This is a genomic window from Streptomyces sp. NPDC004629 (genome assembly GCF_042873595.1).
Taxonomy (GTDB): domain Bacteria; phylum Actinomycetota; class Actinomycetes; order Streptomycetales; family Streptomycetaceae; genus Streptomyces.
Genome location: NZ_JBIALO010000013.1, coordinates 183,843 through 201,747, shown reverse-complemented (window position 1 = coordinate 201,747; position 17,905 = coordinate 183,843). Strand labels below are relative to the sequence as shown.

Genomic DNA, 17,905 nt, shown 5'->3' with positions numbered 1-17,905 from the left:
CGGCACGGGCACGTTCGCCTCGGCCGATGGCAGTGTCGACGGGGCTCACGTCCCGCGAGTGAACGCGGGTAGAACTCCCGTGTGTCTTGTGGCCCGCCCCTGAGCGCCCCCTCAGCGGACCAGGTAAGTGCCCTGTGCCCCTAGCACTCGATGATGTTCACCGCGAGACCGCCCCGCGCGGTCTCCTTGTACTTGACCGACATGTCCGCGCCCGTGTCCTTCATGGTCTTGATGACCTTGTCGAGGGAGACGTGGTGGCGGCCGTCGCCGCGCATCGACATGCGGGCGGCGGTGACGGCCTTGACGGCGGCCATGCCGTTGCGCTCGATGCAGGGGATCTGGACCAGACCGCCGACCGGGTCGCAGGTGAGGCCGAGATTGTGCTCCATGCCGATCTCCGCGGCGTTCTCGACCTGTTCGGGGCTGCCGCCCAGCACCTCCGCGAGGGCGCCCGCCGCCATGGAGCAGGCGGAGCCGACCTCGCCCTGGCAGCCGACCTCGGCGCCGGAGATGGACGCGTTCTCCTTGAACAGCATGCCGATCGCGCCGGCCGCGAGCAGGAAACGGACCACGCCGTCCTCGTCGGCGCCGGGCACGAAGTCGAGGTAGTAGTGCAGGACCGCCGGGATGATGCCGGCCGCGCCGTTCGTCGGGGCGGTCACCACCCGCCCGCCGGCCGCGTTCTCCTCGTTCACCGCCATCGCGTACAGCGTGATCCACTCCATCGCGTGCGCCAGCGGATCGCCCTCGGCGCGCAGCTGGCGGGCCGACACGGCGGCCCTGCGCCGCACCTTCAGGCCGCCCGGCAGGATGCCCTCCCGGGACAGGCCACGGGCCACGCACTCCCGCATCACCCGCCAGATCTCCAGCAGGCCCGCGCGGATCTCCTCCTCGGTGCGCCAGGCGCGCTCGTTCTCCAGCATCAGCGAGGAGATCGACAGGCCGGTCTCACGGGTCAGGCGCAGCAGCTCGTCGCCCGTGCGGAAGGGGTACTTGAGCACCGTGTCGTCCAGCTTGATCCGGTCCGCGCCGACCGCGTCCTCGTCGACGACGAAGCCGCCGCCGACCGAGTAGTACGTCTTGCTCAGCACGGCGGCGCCCTCGGCGTCGTACGCCCACAGGGTCATGCCGTTGGCGTGGTACGGCAGCGCCTTGCGGCGGTGCAGCACCAGGTCCGCGTCGGCGTCGAACGCGATCTCGTGTTCGCCGAGCAGCCGCAGCCGGCCCGACTCCCGGATGCCCGCCACCCGCTGGTCGGCGCCCTCCACGTCCACCGTCCGGGGCGAGGCGCCCTCCAGGCCGAGCAGCACGGCCTTCGGCGTGCCGTGGCCGTGTCCCGTCGCGCCGAGCGAGCCGTACAGCTCGGCACGGACCGACGCCACGGAGCCGAGCAGGCCCTCGTTGCGCAGCCGGCCGGCGAACATGCGTGCCGCGCGCATCGGGCCGACCGTATGGGAGCTGGACGGGCCGATGCCGATCGAGAACAGGTCGAACACCGAGATGGCCACGGTGACTCCTCCATGCGGGTGGTGCGGGACGGGGTGCCGCGCTCAGGGACGCGCGTGCGCGGCACCCCGTACGGCGGGTGCTACTTGCCCAGGCCGGGGTAGAGCGGGTGCTCGGCGGCCAGCGTCCGCACCCGTGCCGCCAGGGCGGACGCGTCGTACGACGGCTTCAGCGCCTCGGCGATGACGTCCGCGACCTCGGCGAAGTCCTCGGCCGAGAAGCCGCGGGTGGCGAGCGCGGGCGTGCCGATGCGCAGACCCGATGTGACCATCGGCGGGCGCGGGTCGTCCGGGACGGCGTTGCGGTTGACGGTGATGCCGACCTCGTGCAGCCGGTCCTCGGCCTGCTGCCCGTCCAGCTCGGAGGCGCGCAGGTCCACCAGGACCAGATGCACGTCGGTACCGCCGGACAGCACGCGCACACCGGCCTCGCGGACGTCCGGCGCGGTCAGCCGCTCGGCGAGGATCCGGGCGCCCTCGACCGTACGGCGCTGGCGCTCCGCGAACTCCGCAGAGGCCGCGACCTTGAACGAGACCGCCTTGGCGGCGATCACATGCTCAAGGGGGCCGCCCTGGAAGCCGGGGAACACGGACGAGTTCAGCTTCTTCGCGAAGTCCTTCTTCGCGAGGATGATGCCGCCGCGCGGGCCGCCCAGCGTCTTGTGGGTGGTGGAGGTGACGACGTCGGCGTACTCCACCGGGTTCGGGTGCAGACCGGCGGCGACCAGACCCGCGAAGTGGGCCATGTCGACCCACAGATACGCCTCCACCTCGTCGGCGATCCGGCGGAACTCCGCGAAGTCCAGCTGCCGCGGGTAGGCCGACCAGCCCGCGATGATCACCTTCGGGCGGTGCTCCTTGGCCAGCCGCTCGACCTCGGCCATGTCGACAAGACCGGTCTCGTCGACGTGGTAGGCGACCACGTCGAACTGCTTGCCGGAGAAGTTCAGCCGCATGCCGTGGGTCAGGTGGCCGCCGTGCGCCAGGTCAAGACCGAGGATGGTGTCGCCGGGCTGGGCCAGCGCGAACAGCGCGGCCTGGTTGGCGGAGGCGCCCGAGTGGGGCTGCACATTGGCGTACTCGGCGCCGAACAGCTCCTTGACCCGGTCGATGGCGATCTGCTCGGTCACGTCGACGTGCTCGCAGCCGCCGTAGTAGCGGCGGCCCGGGTAGCCCTCGGCGTACTTGTTGGTGAGGACCGAGCCCTGCGCCTCCATGACCGCGATGGGCGCGAAGTTCTCGGAGGCGATCATCTCCAGGGTGGACTGCTGGCGGTGCAGTTCGGCGTCGACCGCGGCGGCCACGTCCGGGTCCAGCTCGTGCAGCGGGGTGTTCATCAGCGACATATGGTCCTCGACTCCTCAGCCGGCGGTGAAGGCGACGTACTCGTCGGCCGAGAGCAGATCGGCCGGCTCCTCGGCGACGCGCACCTTGAACAGCCAGCCGCCCTCGAAGGGGGCCGAGTTGACCAGTGAGGGGTCGTCCACGACGTCCTCGTTGACGGCGGTGACCTCACCGGTCACGGGGGAGTACAGGTCGGACACCGACTTGGTCGACTCCAGCTCACCGCAGGACTCGCCCGCGGTCACGGTGGAGCCGACCTCCGGGAGCTGGGCGTAGACGACATCGCCGAGCGCGTTGGCCGCGAACTCCGTGATGCCGACCGTCGAGACGCCGTCCTCGGCGGCCGACAGCCACTCGTGTTCCTTGCTGTAGCGCAGCTGCTGGGGGTTGCTCATGACCTGAATTCTCCTGTACGCGAGGGAGTGCTGATGACGGGGGAGGGCGGAAGGCGCAGGTGAGCGGGGTGGTGTGCCCGGCATCACAGCGGGGCGGGGGCCGCGGCCCGCCCTGTGGGTTCAGTCTCTACTTCTGCCGCCGGTAGAAGGGCAGCGCCACGACCTCGTACGGCTCGTGGGTGCCCCGGATGTCCACGCCGACGCCCGCCGTGCCGGGCGCCGCGTGCGCCGCGTCGACGTACGCCATCGCGATGGGCCGGCCCAGCGTGGGCGAGGGGGCGCCGGAGGTCACCTCGCCGATCACCTCGCCGCCCGCGACGACCGGGTACCCGGCGCGCGGCACCCGGCGGCCCTCGGCGACCAGGCCGACCAGCACGCGCGGCGGATTCTGCGCAGCGCGGGCGGACGCCGCCAGCAGCGCCTCGCGCCCGACGAAGTCGCCCTCCTTCTCGAACTTCACCACCCGGCCGAGCCCGGCGTCGAAGGGGGTGAGCGAGGTCGACAGCTCATGCCCGTACAGCGGCATGCCCGCCTCCAGGCGCAGCGTGTCCCGGCAGGACAGGCCGCACGGGACCAGGCCGGCGCCCTCGCCGGCCTTGGTCAGCGCCTGCCACAGCTCCACGGCGTGCTCCGGCTTCACGAACAACTCGAAGCCGTCCTCGCCGGTGTAGCCGGTACGGGCGATCAGCGCGGGCACGCCGGCGACGGTGCCGGGCAGGCCCGCGTAGTACTTCAGGCCCGGCAGATCGGCGTCCGTGAGGGAGGCCAGGATGCCGGGGGACTCGGGGCCCTGGACGGCGATCAGCGCGTAGGCGTCGCGGTCGTCGCGGACCTCCGCGTCGAAGCCGGCGCCGCGCTCCACCAGCGCGTCGAGCACCACCTGTGCGTTGGCGGCGTTCGCGACGACCAGGAACTCGTGCTCGGCGAGCCGGTAGACGATCAGGTCGTCCAGGATGCCGCCGTCGGCCCGGCAGATCATGGTGTAGCGGGCGCGGCCGACTCCGACCGAGGCGATGTTCCCGACCAGGGCGAAGTTCAGCAGGGCGGCGGCCTCGGGCCCGGCCACCGCGATCTCCCCCATGTGGGAGAGGTCGAAGAGGCCGGCCCTCGTGCGTACGGCCGTGTGCTCGTCGCGCTCGGAGCCGTAGCGCAGGGGCATGTCCCAGCCGGCGAAGTCGGTCATCGTCGCACCGAGCGAACGGTGCAGCGCGTCCAGCGCGGTATGCCGCGGTGTCGAGTGTTCGGTACTGCTCATCGGCGGATGTCTCCCAGGGCGTGGGGAAGGCGAGGTGGATCCTCCCCATCTGTCATCGGAACCTGAGAGGTTCGCCCTGACCACCTGCGTGGTCACGGCTTGCACCTTGGGTGGAGCCACTGGACAGCGGCCCGCTTTTCAGATGTGCCTCGCCCGCGCGGTAACGGGGGCCTGAGAGATTCAAGGGAGGGACTTGCTCCTTCGGCGTCCCAGCGGAGCTGCTGGGAACTCTCCCGCGCGGATTCAAGCGGCCGGTATGCAGTTGGCGGGCTCATCATTGCACGCATCGCCGCCGCACGGCAGGCCGGATCCGTAACCGTGCTGTGGCAGAACGCGCACGACACCGTGAGACTCCACGCATTACCTTCTCTTTACACTCGACGGGGATGGGATGTCCGGACCCAAGGGGAGGACGATCACGGTGAACAGGACCACGGCGTACGCCACGACCACGGGCCTTGCACTACCCGGGCAGCCGGGTGCCCCCGCCGCCGAGCACTGCGCGGACCGCCCGGCCCCGGTGGTCCGCGACCTGCGCGAGCGGGCCGGCCGCAGCCCGCACGCGCTCGTCTTCGGCCGCCACGACCTGGCCGTGGTCACCGGCCTGCCCGGCAGCGGCAAGTCGACCCTGATGGACCGCGCGGTCGACGGCATCCGCATCGACTCCCAGGACACCCGGGACCGCTGGGACGCCCGCGTCCCGCGCCTGCTGCCCTACGCGCTGTACCGCCCGCTGGTACGCCTCGCCCACTACGCCGCGCTGCGCCGCGCCCTGCGCACCGGCGAGGGCGTCGTGGTGCACGACTGCGGCACCCAGTCCTGGGTGCGCGGCTGGCTGGCCCGCGAGGCCCGCCGCCGCGGCGGCACCCTGCACCTGATCCTGCTCGATGTGCCGCCCACGACGGCGCTCGACGGGCAGCGCGAGCGCGGCCGGGGCGTCTCCCGCCACGCCTTCCTGCGTCACCGCAGGTCGGCGGCCCGGCTGCTGCGCGCCGTGGAGCGGGGAGAACTGCCCGAGGGCTGCGGCTCCGCGGTGCTCCTCGACCGGGACGCGGCGGACCTGCTGCACCGGATCGGCTTCGCACGGTGAAGGTCGTCGCCGCCACCCGTTAGCCTTTTCAGCCACAGCAGCGGTTCCCAGCAGGCGGTAGACAGATGGACTTCCCGGCACAGGCGCACCCCCACCCGCACGGCGGATGGCCCGGCAACGAGCTGGAGGAGGTGCTCTCGGCCTCGCTCGGCGTCCCGTCGGCCGGCGGCCGGATCATCGAGGTCCTCGGCCGCAGCTTCCTGTGGATCCCGCTGCCGAGCGGCGGCGGCCCGCACAGCGGCCCCCTGGACCTGCCCACCGTGGACATCGACGGGCAGGTCCATGTGCCGGTCTTCACCTCCGAGGAGCAGTTCCGCCAGGTCGTCGGCTCCCACATGTCGTACACCATCGCCCCCGCCGTGGAGTTCGCCCGCGGTCTGCCCCCGCAGGTCGGCATCGCGGTCAACCCGGGCGGCGTGGTCGGTGCCCCGCTCCCGCCGGACGCGGTGGCCGAACTGTGCCGGGCCGGCCGCACCGAGCTGGACGGCCCGGCGGGCGGCGGCCGGGTCCGGCTGTTCGAGCCCGACTGGCAGGACGACCCGGTCGACTTCCTGTCCGCCGCCTCCGCCGAGTTCACCGCGATCGGCGTCATCCGCACGGCCCGCCGGTGCCTCGCGGCCATCGAGACGGCGGAGCCGGTGCTGTTCGTGGGGGTCGAACTCACCCAGTGGGAAGGCGATCTGCGCGCGCTGCCGCTGGAGGCACTGGGCCGGGCCCTCGCGAAGGCCCCGGTGCGGTGGCCGGTCAACCTGGTCCTGCTGGACGTCGCCGAGGACCCGGTGGGGGAGTGGCTTCGGACGAATGTACGGCCGTTCTACGAACGGTAGCGCTCCGCTGGGTGGGCCGTTTCGACGCGGTCGTTTCGTCTGCGGCGCCGTTGGTGGCTGGGCGCGGGACGTTGCCGGGCGTCGTCGTTCGGCTGCGGCGCCGTTGTGGCTGGTCGCGCCGTTCCCCGCGCCCCTTTGGGGCGCCGGCCTGATGGGCGGGGTGGGGTGGGGGGTGGGGCGCTTAAGCTGTGGGGGAATTCGGGGTACTCGAAGAAGAGGCGGTAAGTCAGGTGAGCGCGAGCCTCAGCGGCAGCGTCGAGCACACGCTGCGCCAGGTCACGCCCGGGCGCTACGACGCCTATGAGGCGCTGCTGCGCGCGCTCGCGACCCCCGGCTCCGGCCAGGTCTGGATGCTGCTGTGGCACGGTCAGTCCGGCTCGCCCGACGCCCAGTACGGGACCATGGAGATCGACGGTCACGGCTACGTCCCCTGCGTCACCTCCGCCCAGGAACTCTCCGCGAGTGGCTGGAACCGCTCGTACGAGGTGGTCGACGGGGTCGACGTCGCCCGCACCCTCTACCCCGACCACTACGGGCTCTGGCTCAACCCGCACGCGCCGGGCGGCGGCGTCGGCGTCCCCTGGCTCGATCTGCGGCGCATCGCCACGGGCCTGGACCGTCAGCCGGCCGGCCCGCTCAGACTGTCGGAACCCGGCATCGAGATCCCGCAGTTCTACGCCCTGCTCGCGCAGAACGCCCACCGCACTGCGGCCGTCCGCTCGCTGCGCCGGGCCTGGGTACAACCCGCCCTCGGGGCGCCGTACCTCGCCATCGGCCTTGATGTGTACGACACTTCGCCGCCCGCGGTGGACTCGGTGCGCGCGATGATGCAGCAGTCGATGGGCGCCGTCCCGGACGGGCTGCCGGTCGCGACCGTCGCGATGACCGACGAGTACGACCCGGTCGTCATGTGGATGCGGGCCGGCACCCGCCCCTTCTACGACCGTGACGCGCACGCCGCCCAACCGCCCGCCCCGGCCGCCGGGTACGGCTATCCCCCGGTTCAGGGCAGGTACTGACGCGATGCCGTCGCGGGCGGATGGTGAGCCGGGTGACGGAGTGACAGCGATGGGTCTTCGCGTGTAGAGCGGGCTGGAAAGTCCGACTCCGTCCCGTTGGTCCAACTCCTCCGCGTCCGAACCCCGTTACCCACTGTCCGGATAACGGAACCCTCCAGACAGCATCACGTTTGCGCATCCATTCGCCGCCAAGTCTGGCAGCAGATCGCCCAAGCGTTGAAGACTCCCGCAGCAGGGGCCTGTCGCCCCTTTGTACGACGGACTGATCATGCCGCCACAGCGGCAAGTGCGGGCCGGCTACCGCCGGTTGAGAGGGGTCCCTGCCAGATGACGGCACCATTGCACGAGCCGACCGCGGAAGCGGCCCCGAGCCCGGCCGAGGAAGCGGCGGTTGTCAGCGCCGGCGCCAAGGCCGTCCAGGGACGCTCTTTGGGGCGGATCGCCTGGGAACGCCTCAAGCGGGACAGGCTCGCCCTCACGGGCGGCATCGTGGTCCTGGCGCTCATCGTGATCGCCCTGCTGGCGCCGGTGATCACGAGCCTCGTCGGGCAGGACCCCGACGTCTACCACGAGGATCTGATCGACCCGCTGTTCGGCACTCCCACCGGCTCGCTGGGCGGCATCAGCGCGGACCACCTGCTGGGCGTCGAGCCGGTCAACGGCCGCGACATCTTCGCGCGCATCCTCTACGGCGCCCGTATCTCGCTGCTGGTCGGCTTCCTGTCCGCGGTCGTGGCCGTGATCCTGGGCACCGTCCTGGGGATCCTCGCGGGCTTCTTCGGCGGCTGGGTCGACTCCGTCATCAGCCGGGTCATGGACGGCCTGCTGGCCTTCCCGCAGCTGCTCTTCATCATCGCCCTCGTCTCCGTCATGCCGAGCGACATGCTGGGGCTGACCGGTACGAGCGTGCGCGTGTTCGTGATGATCCTGGTCATCGGCTTCTTCGGCTGGCCCTACATCGGACGCGTGGTGCGCGGCCAGACGCTGTCCCTGCGTGAGCGGGAGTACGTCGAGGCCGCCCGATCGCTGGGCGCCGGGCGGCTGTACATCCTCTTCAAGGAACTGCTGCCCAACCTCGTCGCGCCGGTCATCGTCTACACGACGATGATGATCCCCACCAACATCCTCACCGAGGCGGCACTCAGCTTCCTGGGCGTGGGCGTCAAGCCGCCCACGGCCTCCTGGGGGCAGATGCTTTCGAGCGCGATCGACTACTACGACTCGGATCCCATGTACATGGTGGTCCCGGGCGTGGCGATCTTCATCACCGTTCTTGCCTTCAACCTCTTCGGCGACGGCGTGCGCGACGCGCTGGACCCGAAGGGCTCCCGCTGAACTGCCGTACCCCAAGCGACCCGTGGCTCATACACGGGATCTCTCATCAAATCCATCCGGAGGATCCGAGATCGTGACTACCCAACGCACCTCAGGGCGGCGCAAGCAGGCCATGGCCGCTGCCGCCGTGGTCGCCGCGCTGCTGACCACGGCAGCGTGCGGCGGCGGCGACGACAGTGGCGACAAGGGCTCGAAGAACGGCGCCGCGGGCTTCGACGCCGCGAACAACAAGGTCGCCCAGGCCTCGCTGGCCAAGAAGGGTGGCACGCTGAGGTTCGGCGGTGCCCAGGACGCCGACTCGTGGGACACCACCCGCGGTTACTACGGCTTCATGTGGGACTTCTCGCGCTACTACAGCCGTCAGCTCGTCACCAACAAGCCGGCCCCGGGCAAGGAAGGCGCCGCTGTGGTGCCGGACCTCGCGACGAGTGTGGCCAAGGTCAGCGACGACGGCAAGACCTACACGTACACCCTGCGCGACGGCATCACGTGGGAAGACGGCAAGCCGATCACCTCGAAGGACGTCAAGTACGGCATCGAGCGGGTGTGGGCACAGGACGTGCTCTCCGGCGGTCCGACGTACCTGAAGGAGGTGCTCGACCCCAAGGGTGAGTACCAGGGTCCGTACAAGGACAAGTCCGCGGACAAGCTCGGCCTGAAGGCGATCGAGACGCCGGACGACAAGACCATCGTCTTCCACCTGCCGAAGGCCAACTCGGACTTCGAGGAAATGCTGGCCCTGACCTCCGGCTCCCCGGTCCGTCAGGACAAGGACACCAAGTCCAAGTACCAGCTACGCCCGTTCTCCTCGGGCCCGTACAAGTTCGAGTCCTACAACCCGGGCAAGGACCTCACCCTGGTCCGCAACACCGAGTGGAAGCAGGCCTCGGACCCGGTCCGCAAGGCGTACCCGGACAAGATCACGGTCAAGTTCTTCACCAACGCCAACGACCTCGACCAGCGCCTGATCAACGGTGACCTGGACCTGGACCTCAACCAGACCGGCATGTCCCCGCAGGGCCGCACCATCGCCCTGAAGCAGCACAAGGCCAACCTGGACAACCCGGTCACCGGCTACATCCGTTACGCGGTCTTCCCGCAGAGCGTGAAGCCGTTCGACAACATCCACTGCCGCAAGGCCGTCATCTACGGCGCCGACCACGTGTCGCTGCAGACCGCCCGGGGCGGCCCGCTCGCCGGTGGTGACATCGGCACCAACATGCTGCCTCCGGCGGTGCCCGGCTCCGAGGGCCAGAGCTACGACCCGTACGAGCTGGCCGGCGCCGACAAGAACGGCAACGCCACCAAGGCCAAGGAAGAGCTGAAGGCCTGCGGCAAGCCGAACGGCTTCAAGACCACCATCGCCGTCCGCAACAACAAGCCGGTCGAGGTGGCCACCGCCCAGTCGCTCCAGGCGTCGCTGAAGAAGATCGGCATCGACGTCGAGATCGACCAGTACGACGGTTCGCAGACCACCGGCATCATCGGCAGCCCTTCGAACGTGAAGAAGAAGGGCTACGGCATCATCATCATGGGCTGGGGCCCGGACTTCCCGTCCGTCCAGGGCTACGGTCTGCCGCTGTGGGACAGCAAGTACATCCTGGAGAGCGGTAACAACAACTACGCTCTGATCAAGGACAAGGCGATCGACGGCCTGTTCGACGACTACGTCAACACGCTGGACGACGCGGGCAAGGCCAAGATCGCCACGGAGATCAACCACAAGGTCATGGAGGGCGGCTACTACCTGCCCTTCGTGTTCGAGAAGTTCATCAACTGGCGCTCCAGCAACCTGGCGAACGTCTACACGTCCGACGGCTACAGCGGCTTCTACGACTTCGTCAACATCGGCCTGAAGAACCCGAAGTAACCCGGCACACCCGCCGTACGGCACGAAAGGCAGGTGAAGGCCGGCGACGCGTGATCGCGGGCCACCGGAGGTCCCCCACCGCCCACAAGGCGTGGGAGGCACCCCTACCGGTGGCCCGCGGCCCGCGGCGGGCCGAGAGCTGTGCTCGCTTACCTCATCAGGCGGTTGTTCGCCGCCGCAGTGATGCTCGTGGTCATCATCATGGTGGTCTTCGGCATCTTCTTCCTCGTCCCCAAGTGGGCGGGCGTCGACATCGCCACGAGCTTCGTGGGCAAGCAGGCCGATCCCGCGGCCGTCGAGGCCGTACGGGTGAAGCTGGGCCTGAACGACCCGATCTACGCCCAGGTCTGGGAGTTCTTCAAGGGCATCTTCGCGGGCCGCACCTACGCGGCCGGCGGTGACGTCACCCACTGCGCCGCGCCGTGCTTCGGCTACTCCTTCCGCAGCGAGCAGGCCATCTGGCCGGTGCTCACCGACCGCTTCCCGGTGACCCTGGGTCTCGCGCTCGGCGCTGCCGTCCTGTGGCTGATCTTCGGCGTCGCGGCCGGTGTCCTCTCCGCGCTCAAGCGGGGCAGCATCTGGGACCGCGGCGCGATGGTCGTCGCGCTGGCGGGTGTCTCGCTCCCCATCTACTTCACCGGTCTGCTCGCCCTGGCGATCTTCTCCTATGGACTCGGCTGGATCGACGCGCAGTACGTCCCGCTCGCGGACAGCTTCACCGGCTGGCTCGGCGGCATGATCCTGCCCTGGGTCAGTCTCGCGTTCCTCTACGCGGCGATGTACGCCCGGATCACCCGGGCCACCATGCTGGAGATCCTCGGCGAGGACTACATCCGCACCGCCCGTGCCAAGGGGCTGCGGGAGCAGACCGTCATCGGCAAGCACGCCATGCGCTCCACGATGACGCCGATCCTGACCATGCTCGGCATGGACCTCGGGGCCCTGATCGGCGGCGCGGTCCTCACCGAGACCACGTTCAACCTGCCCGGTCTCGGCCAGGCCGTGCTGAACGCGATCAAGACCCAGGACCTGCCCATCATCCTGGGCGTGGTCCTGATCACCTCGCTCGCCGTGCTCATCGCCAACCTGGTCGTGGACATCCTCTACGCCGTGATCGACCCCCGAGTGAGGCTCGCATGACCGAACTCAGCAAGAGCGGAGCGGCCGTGGGCGAGCCCACCGCCGCCTCGCCCAGCACCGCCTTCCTCGAAGTGCGCGACCTGAAGGTGCACTTCCCGACCGACGACGGCCTGGTCAAGTCCGTCGACGGACTCAGCTTCAAGCTGGAGAAGGGCAAGACCCTCGGGATCGTGGGCGAGTCGGGCTCCGGCAAGTCGGTGACCTCGCTCGGCATCATGGGCCTGCACACGGCCGGCCAGTACGGCAAGCGCAAGGCGCAGATCTCCGGCGAGATCTGGCTGGACGGCACCGAACTGCTGTCCGCGGACCCCGACCACGTCCGCAAGCTGCGCGGCCGGCAGATGGCGATGATCTTCCAGGACCCGCTGTCCGCGCTGCATCCGTACTACACGATCGGCCAGCAGATCGTGGAGGCGTACCGGATCCACCACGACGTCGACAAGAAGACCGCCAAGCGGCGTGCGGTCGAGATGCTCGACCGGGTGGGCATCCCGCAGCCCGACAAGCGGGTCGACAGCTACCCGCACGAGTTCTCCGGCGGTATGCGCCAGCGCGCGATGATCGCGATGTCGCTGGTCAACAACCCCGAGCTGCTGATCGCGGACGAGCCGACCACCGCCCTGGACGTGACGGTCCAGGCGCAGATCCTGGACCTGATCCGGGACCTGCAGAAGGAGTTCGGCTCCGCGGTCGTCATCATCACCCACGACCTGGGCGTCGTCGCCGAACTGGCCGACGACATCCTGGTGATGTACGGCGGCCGATGCGTCGAGCGTGGCCCGGCCGAGAAGGTCTTCTACGAGCCCCGCCACCCCTACACCTGGGGCCTGCTGGGTTCGATGCCGCGCCTCGACCGCGAGCAGCAGGAGCGGCTGATCCCGGTCAAGGGCTCCCCGCCCTCCCTGATCAACGTCCCGTCCGGCTGCGCCTTCAACCCGCGCTGCCCGTACGCCGACGTACCGAAGGACAACGTCACCCGCACGGTCCGCCCCGAGCTGACCGAGGTCGGCAGTCGGCACTGGGCCGCCTGCCATATGTCGCAGGAGCAGCGGGAGCGTATCTGGACCGAAGAGATTGCGCCGAAGCTGTGAGTGAGAACGCAGAGGACAACGCAGTGAGCATCCCTGCACAGAGCGACGACGCCGACGACGCCAGGGCGCAGACCGCGGGGACGGCCACCCTGGACAAGGACGCCGCACCCGGCGAGGTCCTGCTGAAGGTGACCGGGCTGCAGAAGTACTTCCCGATCAGGAAGGGCCTGCTGCAGCGGCAGGCCGGTTCGGTGCGGGCGGTCGACGGCCTCGACTTCGAGGTGCGCTCCGGCGAAACCCTCGGCGTGGTGGGCGAGTCGGGCTGCGGCAAGTCCACGATGGGCCGGCTGATCACCCGGCTGCTCGAACCGACCGCCGGGAAGGTCGAGTTCGAGGGGAAGGACATCACGCACCTCGGCGTCGGCGGCATGCGTCCGCTGCGCCGCGATGTGCAGATGATCTTCCAGGACCCGTACTCGTCGCTGAACCCGCGGCACACCATCGGCACCATCATCGGCGCTCCCTTCAAGCTCCAGGGGGTGATGCCCGAGGGCGGCATCAAGAAGGAAGTGCAGCGGCTGCTGTCGGTCGTGGGCCTCAACCCCGAGCACTACAACCGCTATCCGCACGAGTTCTCCGGCGGTCAGCGCCAGCGCATCGGCATCGCCCGCGCGCTCGCGCTCAACCCGAAACTGGTCGTGGCGGACGAGCCGGTGTCGGCCCTCGACGTGTCGATCCAGGCACAGGTCGTGAACCTCCTCGACGACCTCCAGCAGGAGCTGGGCCTGACCTATGTGATCATCGCGCACGACCTCTCGGTCGTCCGGCATGTCTCGGACCGGATCGCGGTGATGTACCTCGGCAAGATCGTGGAGCTGGCCGACCGCGAATCGTTGTACAAGGCGCCGATGCACCCGTACACCAAGGCGCTGATGTCGGCCGTGCCGATCCCGGACCCGAGGCGGAAGAACGCCAAGAGCGAGCGCATCCTGCTCAAGGGCGACGTGCCCTCGCCGATCGCCCCGCCGAGCGGCTGCCGCTTCCACACCCGCTGCTGGAAGGCCACGGAGATCTGCCGCACGACCGAGCCGCAGCTCCTGGAGCTCCAGCCCGGTCAGCGCGTCGCCTGCCATCACCCGGAGAACTTCGCCGACCAGGCGCCGCAGGACACCGTCCTGCTGTCCGCGGCGAAGGAGGCCGGGGAACTCGTCCCGGACGCGATCCTGGAGGAGTCGGCGGAGACGTCGGCCGCGGTCGCGGCGGCGGTCTCGGAGCAGGACGCGGACGCGCCCGCCGAGGAGACCGCGAAAGCACCTGCCGGTGAGCCCGCGGCGAAGACCACCGAGAAGACCACCGAGAAGACCGCTGAGGAGCCCGCTGAGGCGAGTGCCGAGAAGGGTGCCGCGGTGACCGCTGAGAAGACCGCGGCACGGCCCGCCGAGGCGAGCGCGGAGGCGTCCGCGTCCAACGCGTCGACCGCGGCGGAGTCCACGGCGGACGCTCCCGCGGGCGAGTCCCGGGAGACCTCTGACGACGAGCCCGAGGAGGCCGCTCGTGACGCCGCCGGTGAGGCGGCGACGGACGAGACGCCGCGGTCGAAGGACGCATAGGGACACCGGGCGAGGCGGCCCGCTGAGGCCGCCGAAGGACCGGACGGGAGGGTGTGCGGGGCGCGCCCTCCCGTCCGGCATGTGCGGCGACCGTCCCGCGCCCGGCCGTGCCGGACCCGCGTTCCACCGCGGGTGAGAATGTCCGGGTGTCCCAGCAACTCTTCGGCCCGTCCGTCCAGCACACCCTCGACCTCGTCGGCATCTTCGTCTTCGCGATCTCCGGTGCGCTGCTGGCCGTGCGCAAGAACTTCGACGTCTTCGGCATCGCCGTGCTCGCCGAGGTCACCGCGCTCGGCGGCGGGCTGTTCCGCGACCTGGTCATCGGCGCCGTCCCGCCGGCCGCGTTCACGGACCTGGGGTACTTCAGCACGCCGCTGCTCGCCGCCCTGCTGGTCATCTTCCTGCACCCCCAGGTGGAGCGCATCCAGGTCGCGGTCAACGTCTTCGACGCGGCGGGCCTCGGGCTGTTCTGCGTGGCGGGGACGACGAAGGCGTACGCCTACGGGCTCGGCCTGACCGCGTCGGCGGCGCTGGGCCTGGCCACCGCGGTCGGCGGCGGCGTCCTGCGCGACGTGCTCGCCAACGAGGTGCCCTCCCTGCTGCGCTGGGACCGCGATCTGTACGCGGTCCCGGCGATCGTCGGCGCCGCCTTGGTGGCGCTGTGCCTGCGCTACGGCGCGCTGAACCCGTTCACCAGTGGGCTCGCGGCGCTCACCGCCTTCGTCCTGCGGCTGCTGGCGATGCGTTTCCACTGGCGAGCGCCGCGCGCGTGGAACCGGCGGTCGACGGTGACGGAGGAGTAGCGCCGACGATCCGGCCCCGGCCCATCTGCACGGTCAGCCAGCGGAACACAGCCGGCACCTGGGGCCGCCACAGCGCCAGGGTGTGCCCGCCCGCGCTGCGCGGCAGGAACACCACATGCACCGCCGTCGGCGCCCTGGCCACCGACTCCAGGGCCACGCCGGCCTGGTAGCCGTCGCCGGACTCGCCGGAGACGTAGAGCGCGATCCTGGGCGGTACGGGGGCCTTCTTCAGCAGCAGATAGGGGTTGTTGCGGGCGCGCACGGCCGGGTCCTGCGCCGTCAGCGAGTTCCGCTCGCCGATGGGGTCGTTGTAGCCGGACAGGCTCACCGCGGCGCGGTAGCGGTCGGGGTGGGCCACGGCCAGCTTGACCGCGCAGTGCGCGCCCGCCGAGTACCCGGCGACCGCCCAGCCGGCCGGCCCGGTCTCCGCGCGGAAGTTGTCCGTGACCATCTTGGGCACGTCGATGCTCAGCCAGCTGTCGGCGTTCACCGTGCCGGGGATGTTCGCGCATCCCGTGTCCACCCCGGCCAGCAGGTTGGTGCGGGGCGCCACCAGGATGAACGGCGCGACCCGGCCGCTCTCCATCAGCGGCAGCACCTGCTCGTGCGCCTTCAGCGAGCCGAACCACGCCTTCGCCGAGCCGGGGTAGCCGGGCAGCAGTTCCACCACGGGGAACTTCCGGTGCCGGTAGGCGGGTTGGCCGTACTGCGGCGGGAGCCAGACGTAGACCTCCGCGTTCACCCCGGACACCCGGCCCCGTAGCTGGGTCACGCGGACCCCGCCGGCCGCGCGCATGCCGGGGCCGTCGGCCGCCTGGAACGCCTGCTTCACCTTGGGCAGCCGCTGGAGCGCGAGCCCGCCGGTGCCGTCCCGGCCCAGGTTCGCGGCCTGCTGGACATGGTTGCCGGTGCCGAGCAGGTCGGACCAGTTGTCGTACAGGTTGTTGGAGTTGTTGACCAGGACGAAGACCAGGGTCACGGCGGTGCCCTGGGCGAACAGCAGCATCAGCGTCCGGGCGACGCCGCGCAGGGCCCTCGGCCCCCGTATCCGCGACCACAGGACGAGCGGCAGGACGAGGGCGACGACGCACAGCACGAAGGTCGTGTAGAGGAACGCGGTCCCGGTGAGGCTCATGCCCCCATAGAGGGGAAAGACCGGCGCGGGGTTACGGACGTGTCCGGACACTTACCGAGAAATTGCCGGAACCTCACCCGGCGGACGAATCGTCATGTGATCAGACCAGCGCGCCCGAAGCTACCGCTTAGTAGTTATCCGTTGTACGGTTCACGCATGCCAGAACAAGCCACCGCAGCGGACCGGCGGGCCGTGCCCGGCGACAGCGAGTTCGACCGCGACACCGCCGTCACCCGGCGCGCGCCCGGCGTCTACGACATTGACCTGCACGCCGGCTGGACGATCGCCAACGCGGTCAACGGCGGCTATCTGCTGGCCGTTCTCGGCCGGGCCCTCGCGGACACCCTTCCGCATCCCGACCCGTTCACGGTCTCCGCACACTACCTGACCGTCTCCCGGCCCGGCCCGGCCGTCGTCCGCACCGAGACCGTGCGCACCGGCCGCACCCTCTCCACCGGCCAGGCCTCCCTCTACCAGCGCGACGAACACGGCGACGAGGTCGAGCGCATCCGCGTCCTCGCCTCCTACGGCGACCTCGACGCGCTCCCGGACGACGTCCGTACGACCGCGACGCCGCCCGCGCTCCCGCCCATGGACCGGTGCTTCGGCCCCCAGGACGGCCCGAACCCGGTGGACGTCGGCTCGGCCCTCGCCGACCGGCTGACGCTGAAGCTCGACCCCGCCACCCTCGGCTGGGCGCTCGGCACACCCTCCGGCAAGGGAGAGATGCGCTCCTGGTTCGGCCTCGCGGACGGCCGGGACGCCGACCCCCTCGCGCTGCTGCTCGCGGTCGACTCCCTGCCGCCCACCGCCTTCGAACTGGGCCTGTCCGGCTGGGTCCCCACGGTCGAGCTGACCGTGCATGTGCGGCACCGTCCGGCGCCCGGCCCGCTGCGGGTGTCGATCACCACCCGCAATCTGGCCGGCGGCTTCCTGGAGGAGGACGCCGAGGTCTGGGACGGCGCGGACCGGCTGGTCGCCCAGTCCCGGCAACTGGCCCGGGTCAGGCTCGGCTGAGCGGCCTGCGCCCCGGCCAGGCCGCCAACCGGCCGTAGGCATCGGCCCCTTCGGGCGCCGCGACGGCGGCGTCGAAGGGGGTCTCGGCGCCCCGCGGCCGGGACTCCGGCAGCACCCGCCGGGCGTTCGCCAGCGCGAACTAGGCAAGATCCGGGGCGAGTTCAGGCGGATACCCAAGGGCCTCGGAGAGATCCCGGGTGTGCGTCACGATCTCCCTCATATAGCCGGCGAGCGCGGCCCGACCCGGAACCTCGCCCCACGGCACCCGCACCGGTGCCGCCATCCGCTCGTCGCTCTCCTGTGTCTTCACCGTGTTGTGCCGGGCGCCGCCGACGATATGGCTCAGCAGCGTGCGCACGTCGAATTCGGCGCACGGCGTCGGACCGGCCGGCTGCTCCGGGCCTGGGGGAGCGGCGCGACGAGCGGCTGACTTCGGGGGCCGGGGCCTTGGGGGCGTGGAGCGCGGCCGGCTTCGACGCCGGGGGCCCGGTGGGCCGGTGGCCGGGGTGCCCTGTGGTGGGGGACCGGT

At 70.6% G+C, this 17,905-nt stretch carries 15 protein-coding genes, 1 pseudogene and 1 riboswitch; of the genes and pseudogenes, 10 read left to right on the top strand and 6 right to left on the bottom strand.

The features are described 5' to 3' along the window. Positions 1–140: 140 nt before the first annotated feature. From ACFYTE_RS21800 to gcvT, 4 genes are all read right to left on the bottom strand, one after another. Positions 141–1,508 (bottom strand): L-serine ammonia-lyase, encoded by a 1,368-nt coding sequence (locus tag ACFYTE_RS21800; RefSeq protein ID WP_388712724.1) that lies wholly within the window; start codon positions 1,506–1,508, stop codon positions 141–143. 80 nt (positions 1,509–1,588) lie between these two features. Beyond that, entirely contained in the window at positions 1,589–2,851 is a 1,263-nt protein-coding gene (gene glyA / locus ACFYTE_RS21795) for a serine hydroxymethyltransferase (protein ID WP_388712721.1), read from the bottom strand. 15 nt (positions 2,852–2,866) lie between these two features. Then, entirely contained in the window at positions 2,867–3,244 is a 378-nt protein-coding gene (gene gcvH, locus ACFYTE_RS21790; protein WP_388712718.1) for a glycine cleavage system protein GcvH, read from the bottom strand. A 127-nt stretch (positions 3,245–3,371) separates the two neighbouring features. Beyond that, a complete protein-coding gene (gene gcvT / locus ACFYTE_RS21785) occupies positions 3,372–4,499 on the bottom strand; it encodes a glycine cleavage system aminomethyltransferase GcvT (RefSeq protein WP_388712716.1) in 1,128 nt (375 codons plus the stop codon). A 148-nt stretch (positions 4,500–4,647) separates the two neighbouring features. Further along, a riboswitch (glycine riboswitch) is annotated at positions 4,648–4,745 on the bottom strand. 175 nt (positions 4,746–4,920) lie between these two features. Here gcvT and ACFYTE_RS21780 point away from each other — a divergent pair. The 9 genes from ACFYTE_RS21780 (at position 4,921) to ACFYTE_RS21740 (ending at position 15,224) form a co-directional block, all read left to right on the top strand. Beyond that, positions 4,921–5,589 (top strand): AAA family ATPase, encoded by a 669-nt coding sequence (locus tag ACFYTE_RS21780; RefSeq protein WP_388712713.1) that lies wholly within the window; start codon positions 4,921–4,923, stop codon positions 5,587–5,589. Positions 5,590–5,654: 65 nt separating this feature from the next. Beyond that, positions 5,655–6,416: an enhanced serine sensitivity protein SseB gene (locus ACFYTE_RS21775; RefSeq protein WP_388712710.1), complete on the top strand. Its 762-nt coding sequence runs from the start codon at positions 5,655–5,657 to the stop codon at positions 6,414–6,416. A 230-nt stretch (positions 6,417–6,646) separates the two neighbouring features. Beyond that, on the top strand, positions 6,647–7,435 hold the full coding sequence (locus tag ACFYTE_RS21770) for an enhanced serine sensitivity protein SseB C-terminal domain-containing protein (protein WP_388712707.1): 789 nt from the start codon (positions 6,647–6,649) through the stop codon (positions 7,433–7,435). Between the two features lie 327 nt (positions 7,436–7,762). Next, on the top strand, positions 7,763–8,770 hold the full coding sequence (locus tag ACFYTE_RS21765) for an ABC transporter permease (RefSeq protein ID WP_388712704.1): 1,008 nt from the start codon (positions 7,763–7,765) through the stop codon (positions 8,768–8,770). Between the two features lie 73 nt (positions 8,771–8,843). After that, positions 8,844–10,640: an ABC transporter substrate-binding protein gene (locus tag ACFYTE_RS21760; protein WP_388712701.1), complete on the top strand. Its 1,797-nt coding sequence runs from the start codon at positions 8,844–8,846 to the stop codon at positions 10,638–10,640. A gap of 141 nt (positions 10,641–10,781) precedes the next feature. Further along, positions 10,782–11,780 (top strand): ABC transporter permease, encoded by a 999-nt coding sequence (locus ACFYTE_RS21755; protein WP_388712698.1) that lies wholly within the window; start codon positions 10,782–10,784, stop codon positions 11,778–11,780. Further along, complete coding sequence (locus ACFYTE_RS21750; RefSeq protein WP_388712695.1) at positions 11,777–12,871, top strand: ABC transporter ATP-binding protein; 1,095 nt, start codon at positions 11,777–11,779, stop codon at positions 12,869–12,871. The genes ACFYTE_RS21755 and ACFYTE_RS21750 overlap by 4 nt, the downstream gene beginning before the upstream one ends. A gap of 23 nt (positions 12,872–12,894) precedes the next feature. Beyond that, positions 12,895–14,421: an ABC transporter ATP-binding protein gene (locus ACFYTE_RS21745; protein ID WP_388712692.1), complete on the top strand. Its 1,527-nt coding sequence runs from the start codon at positions 12,895–12,897 to the stop codon at positions 14,419–14,421. A 146-nt stretch (positions 14,422–14,567) separates the two neighbouring features. Next, positions 14,568–15,224 carry a trimeric intracellular cation channel family protein gene (locus ACFYTE_RS21740; RefSeq protein WP_388712689.1) on the top strand — a complete coding sequence of 219 codons (657 nt, stop codon included), beginning with the start codon at positions 14,568–14,570 and terminating at the stop codon, positions 15,222–15,224. Here the strand turns inward: ACFYTE_RS21740 and ACFYTE_RS21735 are convergent. Then, positions 15,133–16,359, bottom strand: a complete 1,227-nt coding sequence (locus tag ACFYTE_RS21735; protein ID WP_388712686.1) for an alpha/beta hydrolase — start codon at positions 16,357–16,359, stop codon at positions 15,133–15,135. The genes ACFYTE_RS21740 and ACFYTE_RS21735 overlap by 92 nt on opposite strands. Positions 16,360–16,515: 156 nt before the next feature. Between ACFYTE_RS21735 and ACFYTE_RS21730 the strand changes: the two genes are divergently transcribed. Continuing rightward, a complete protein-coding gene (locus ACFYTE_RS21730) occupies positions 16,516–17,376 on the top strand; it encodes a thioesterase family protein (protein WP_388712683.1) in 861 nt (286 codons plus the stop codon). Here the strand turns inward: ACFYTE_RS21730 and ACFYTE_RS21725 are convergent. Then, positions 17,363–17,827, bottom strand: a pseudogene (locus tag ACFYTE_RS21725) (TIGR03086 family protein); the annotation flags it as partial. The gene ACFYTE_RS21730 and the pseudogene ACFYTE_RS21725 sit on opposite strands and share 14 nt — an antisense overlap. Between the last annotated feature and the right edge of the window lie 78 nt (positions 17,828–17,905).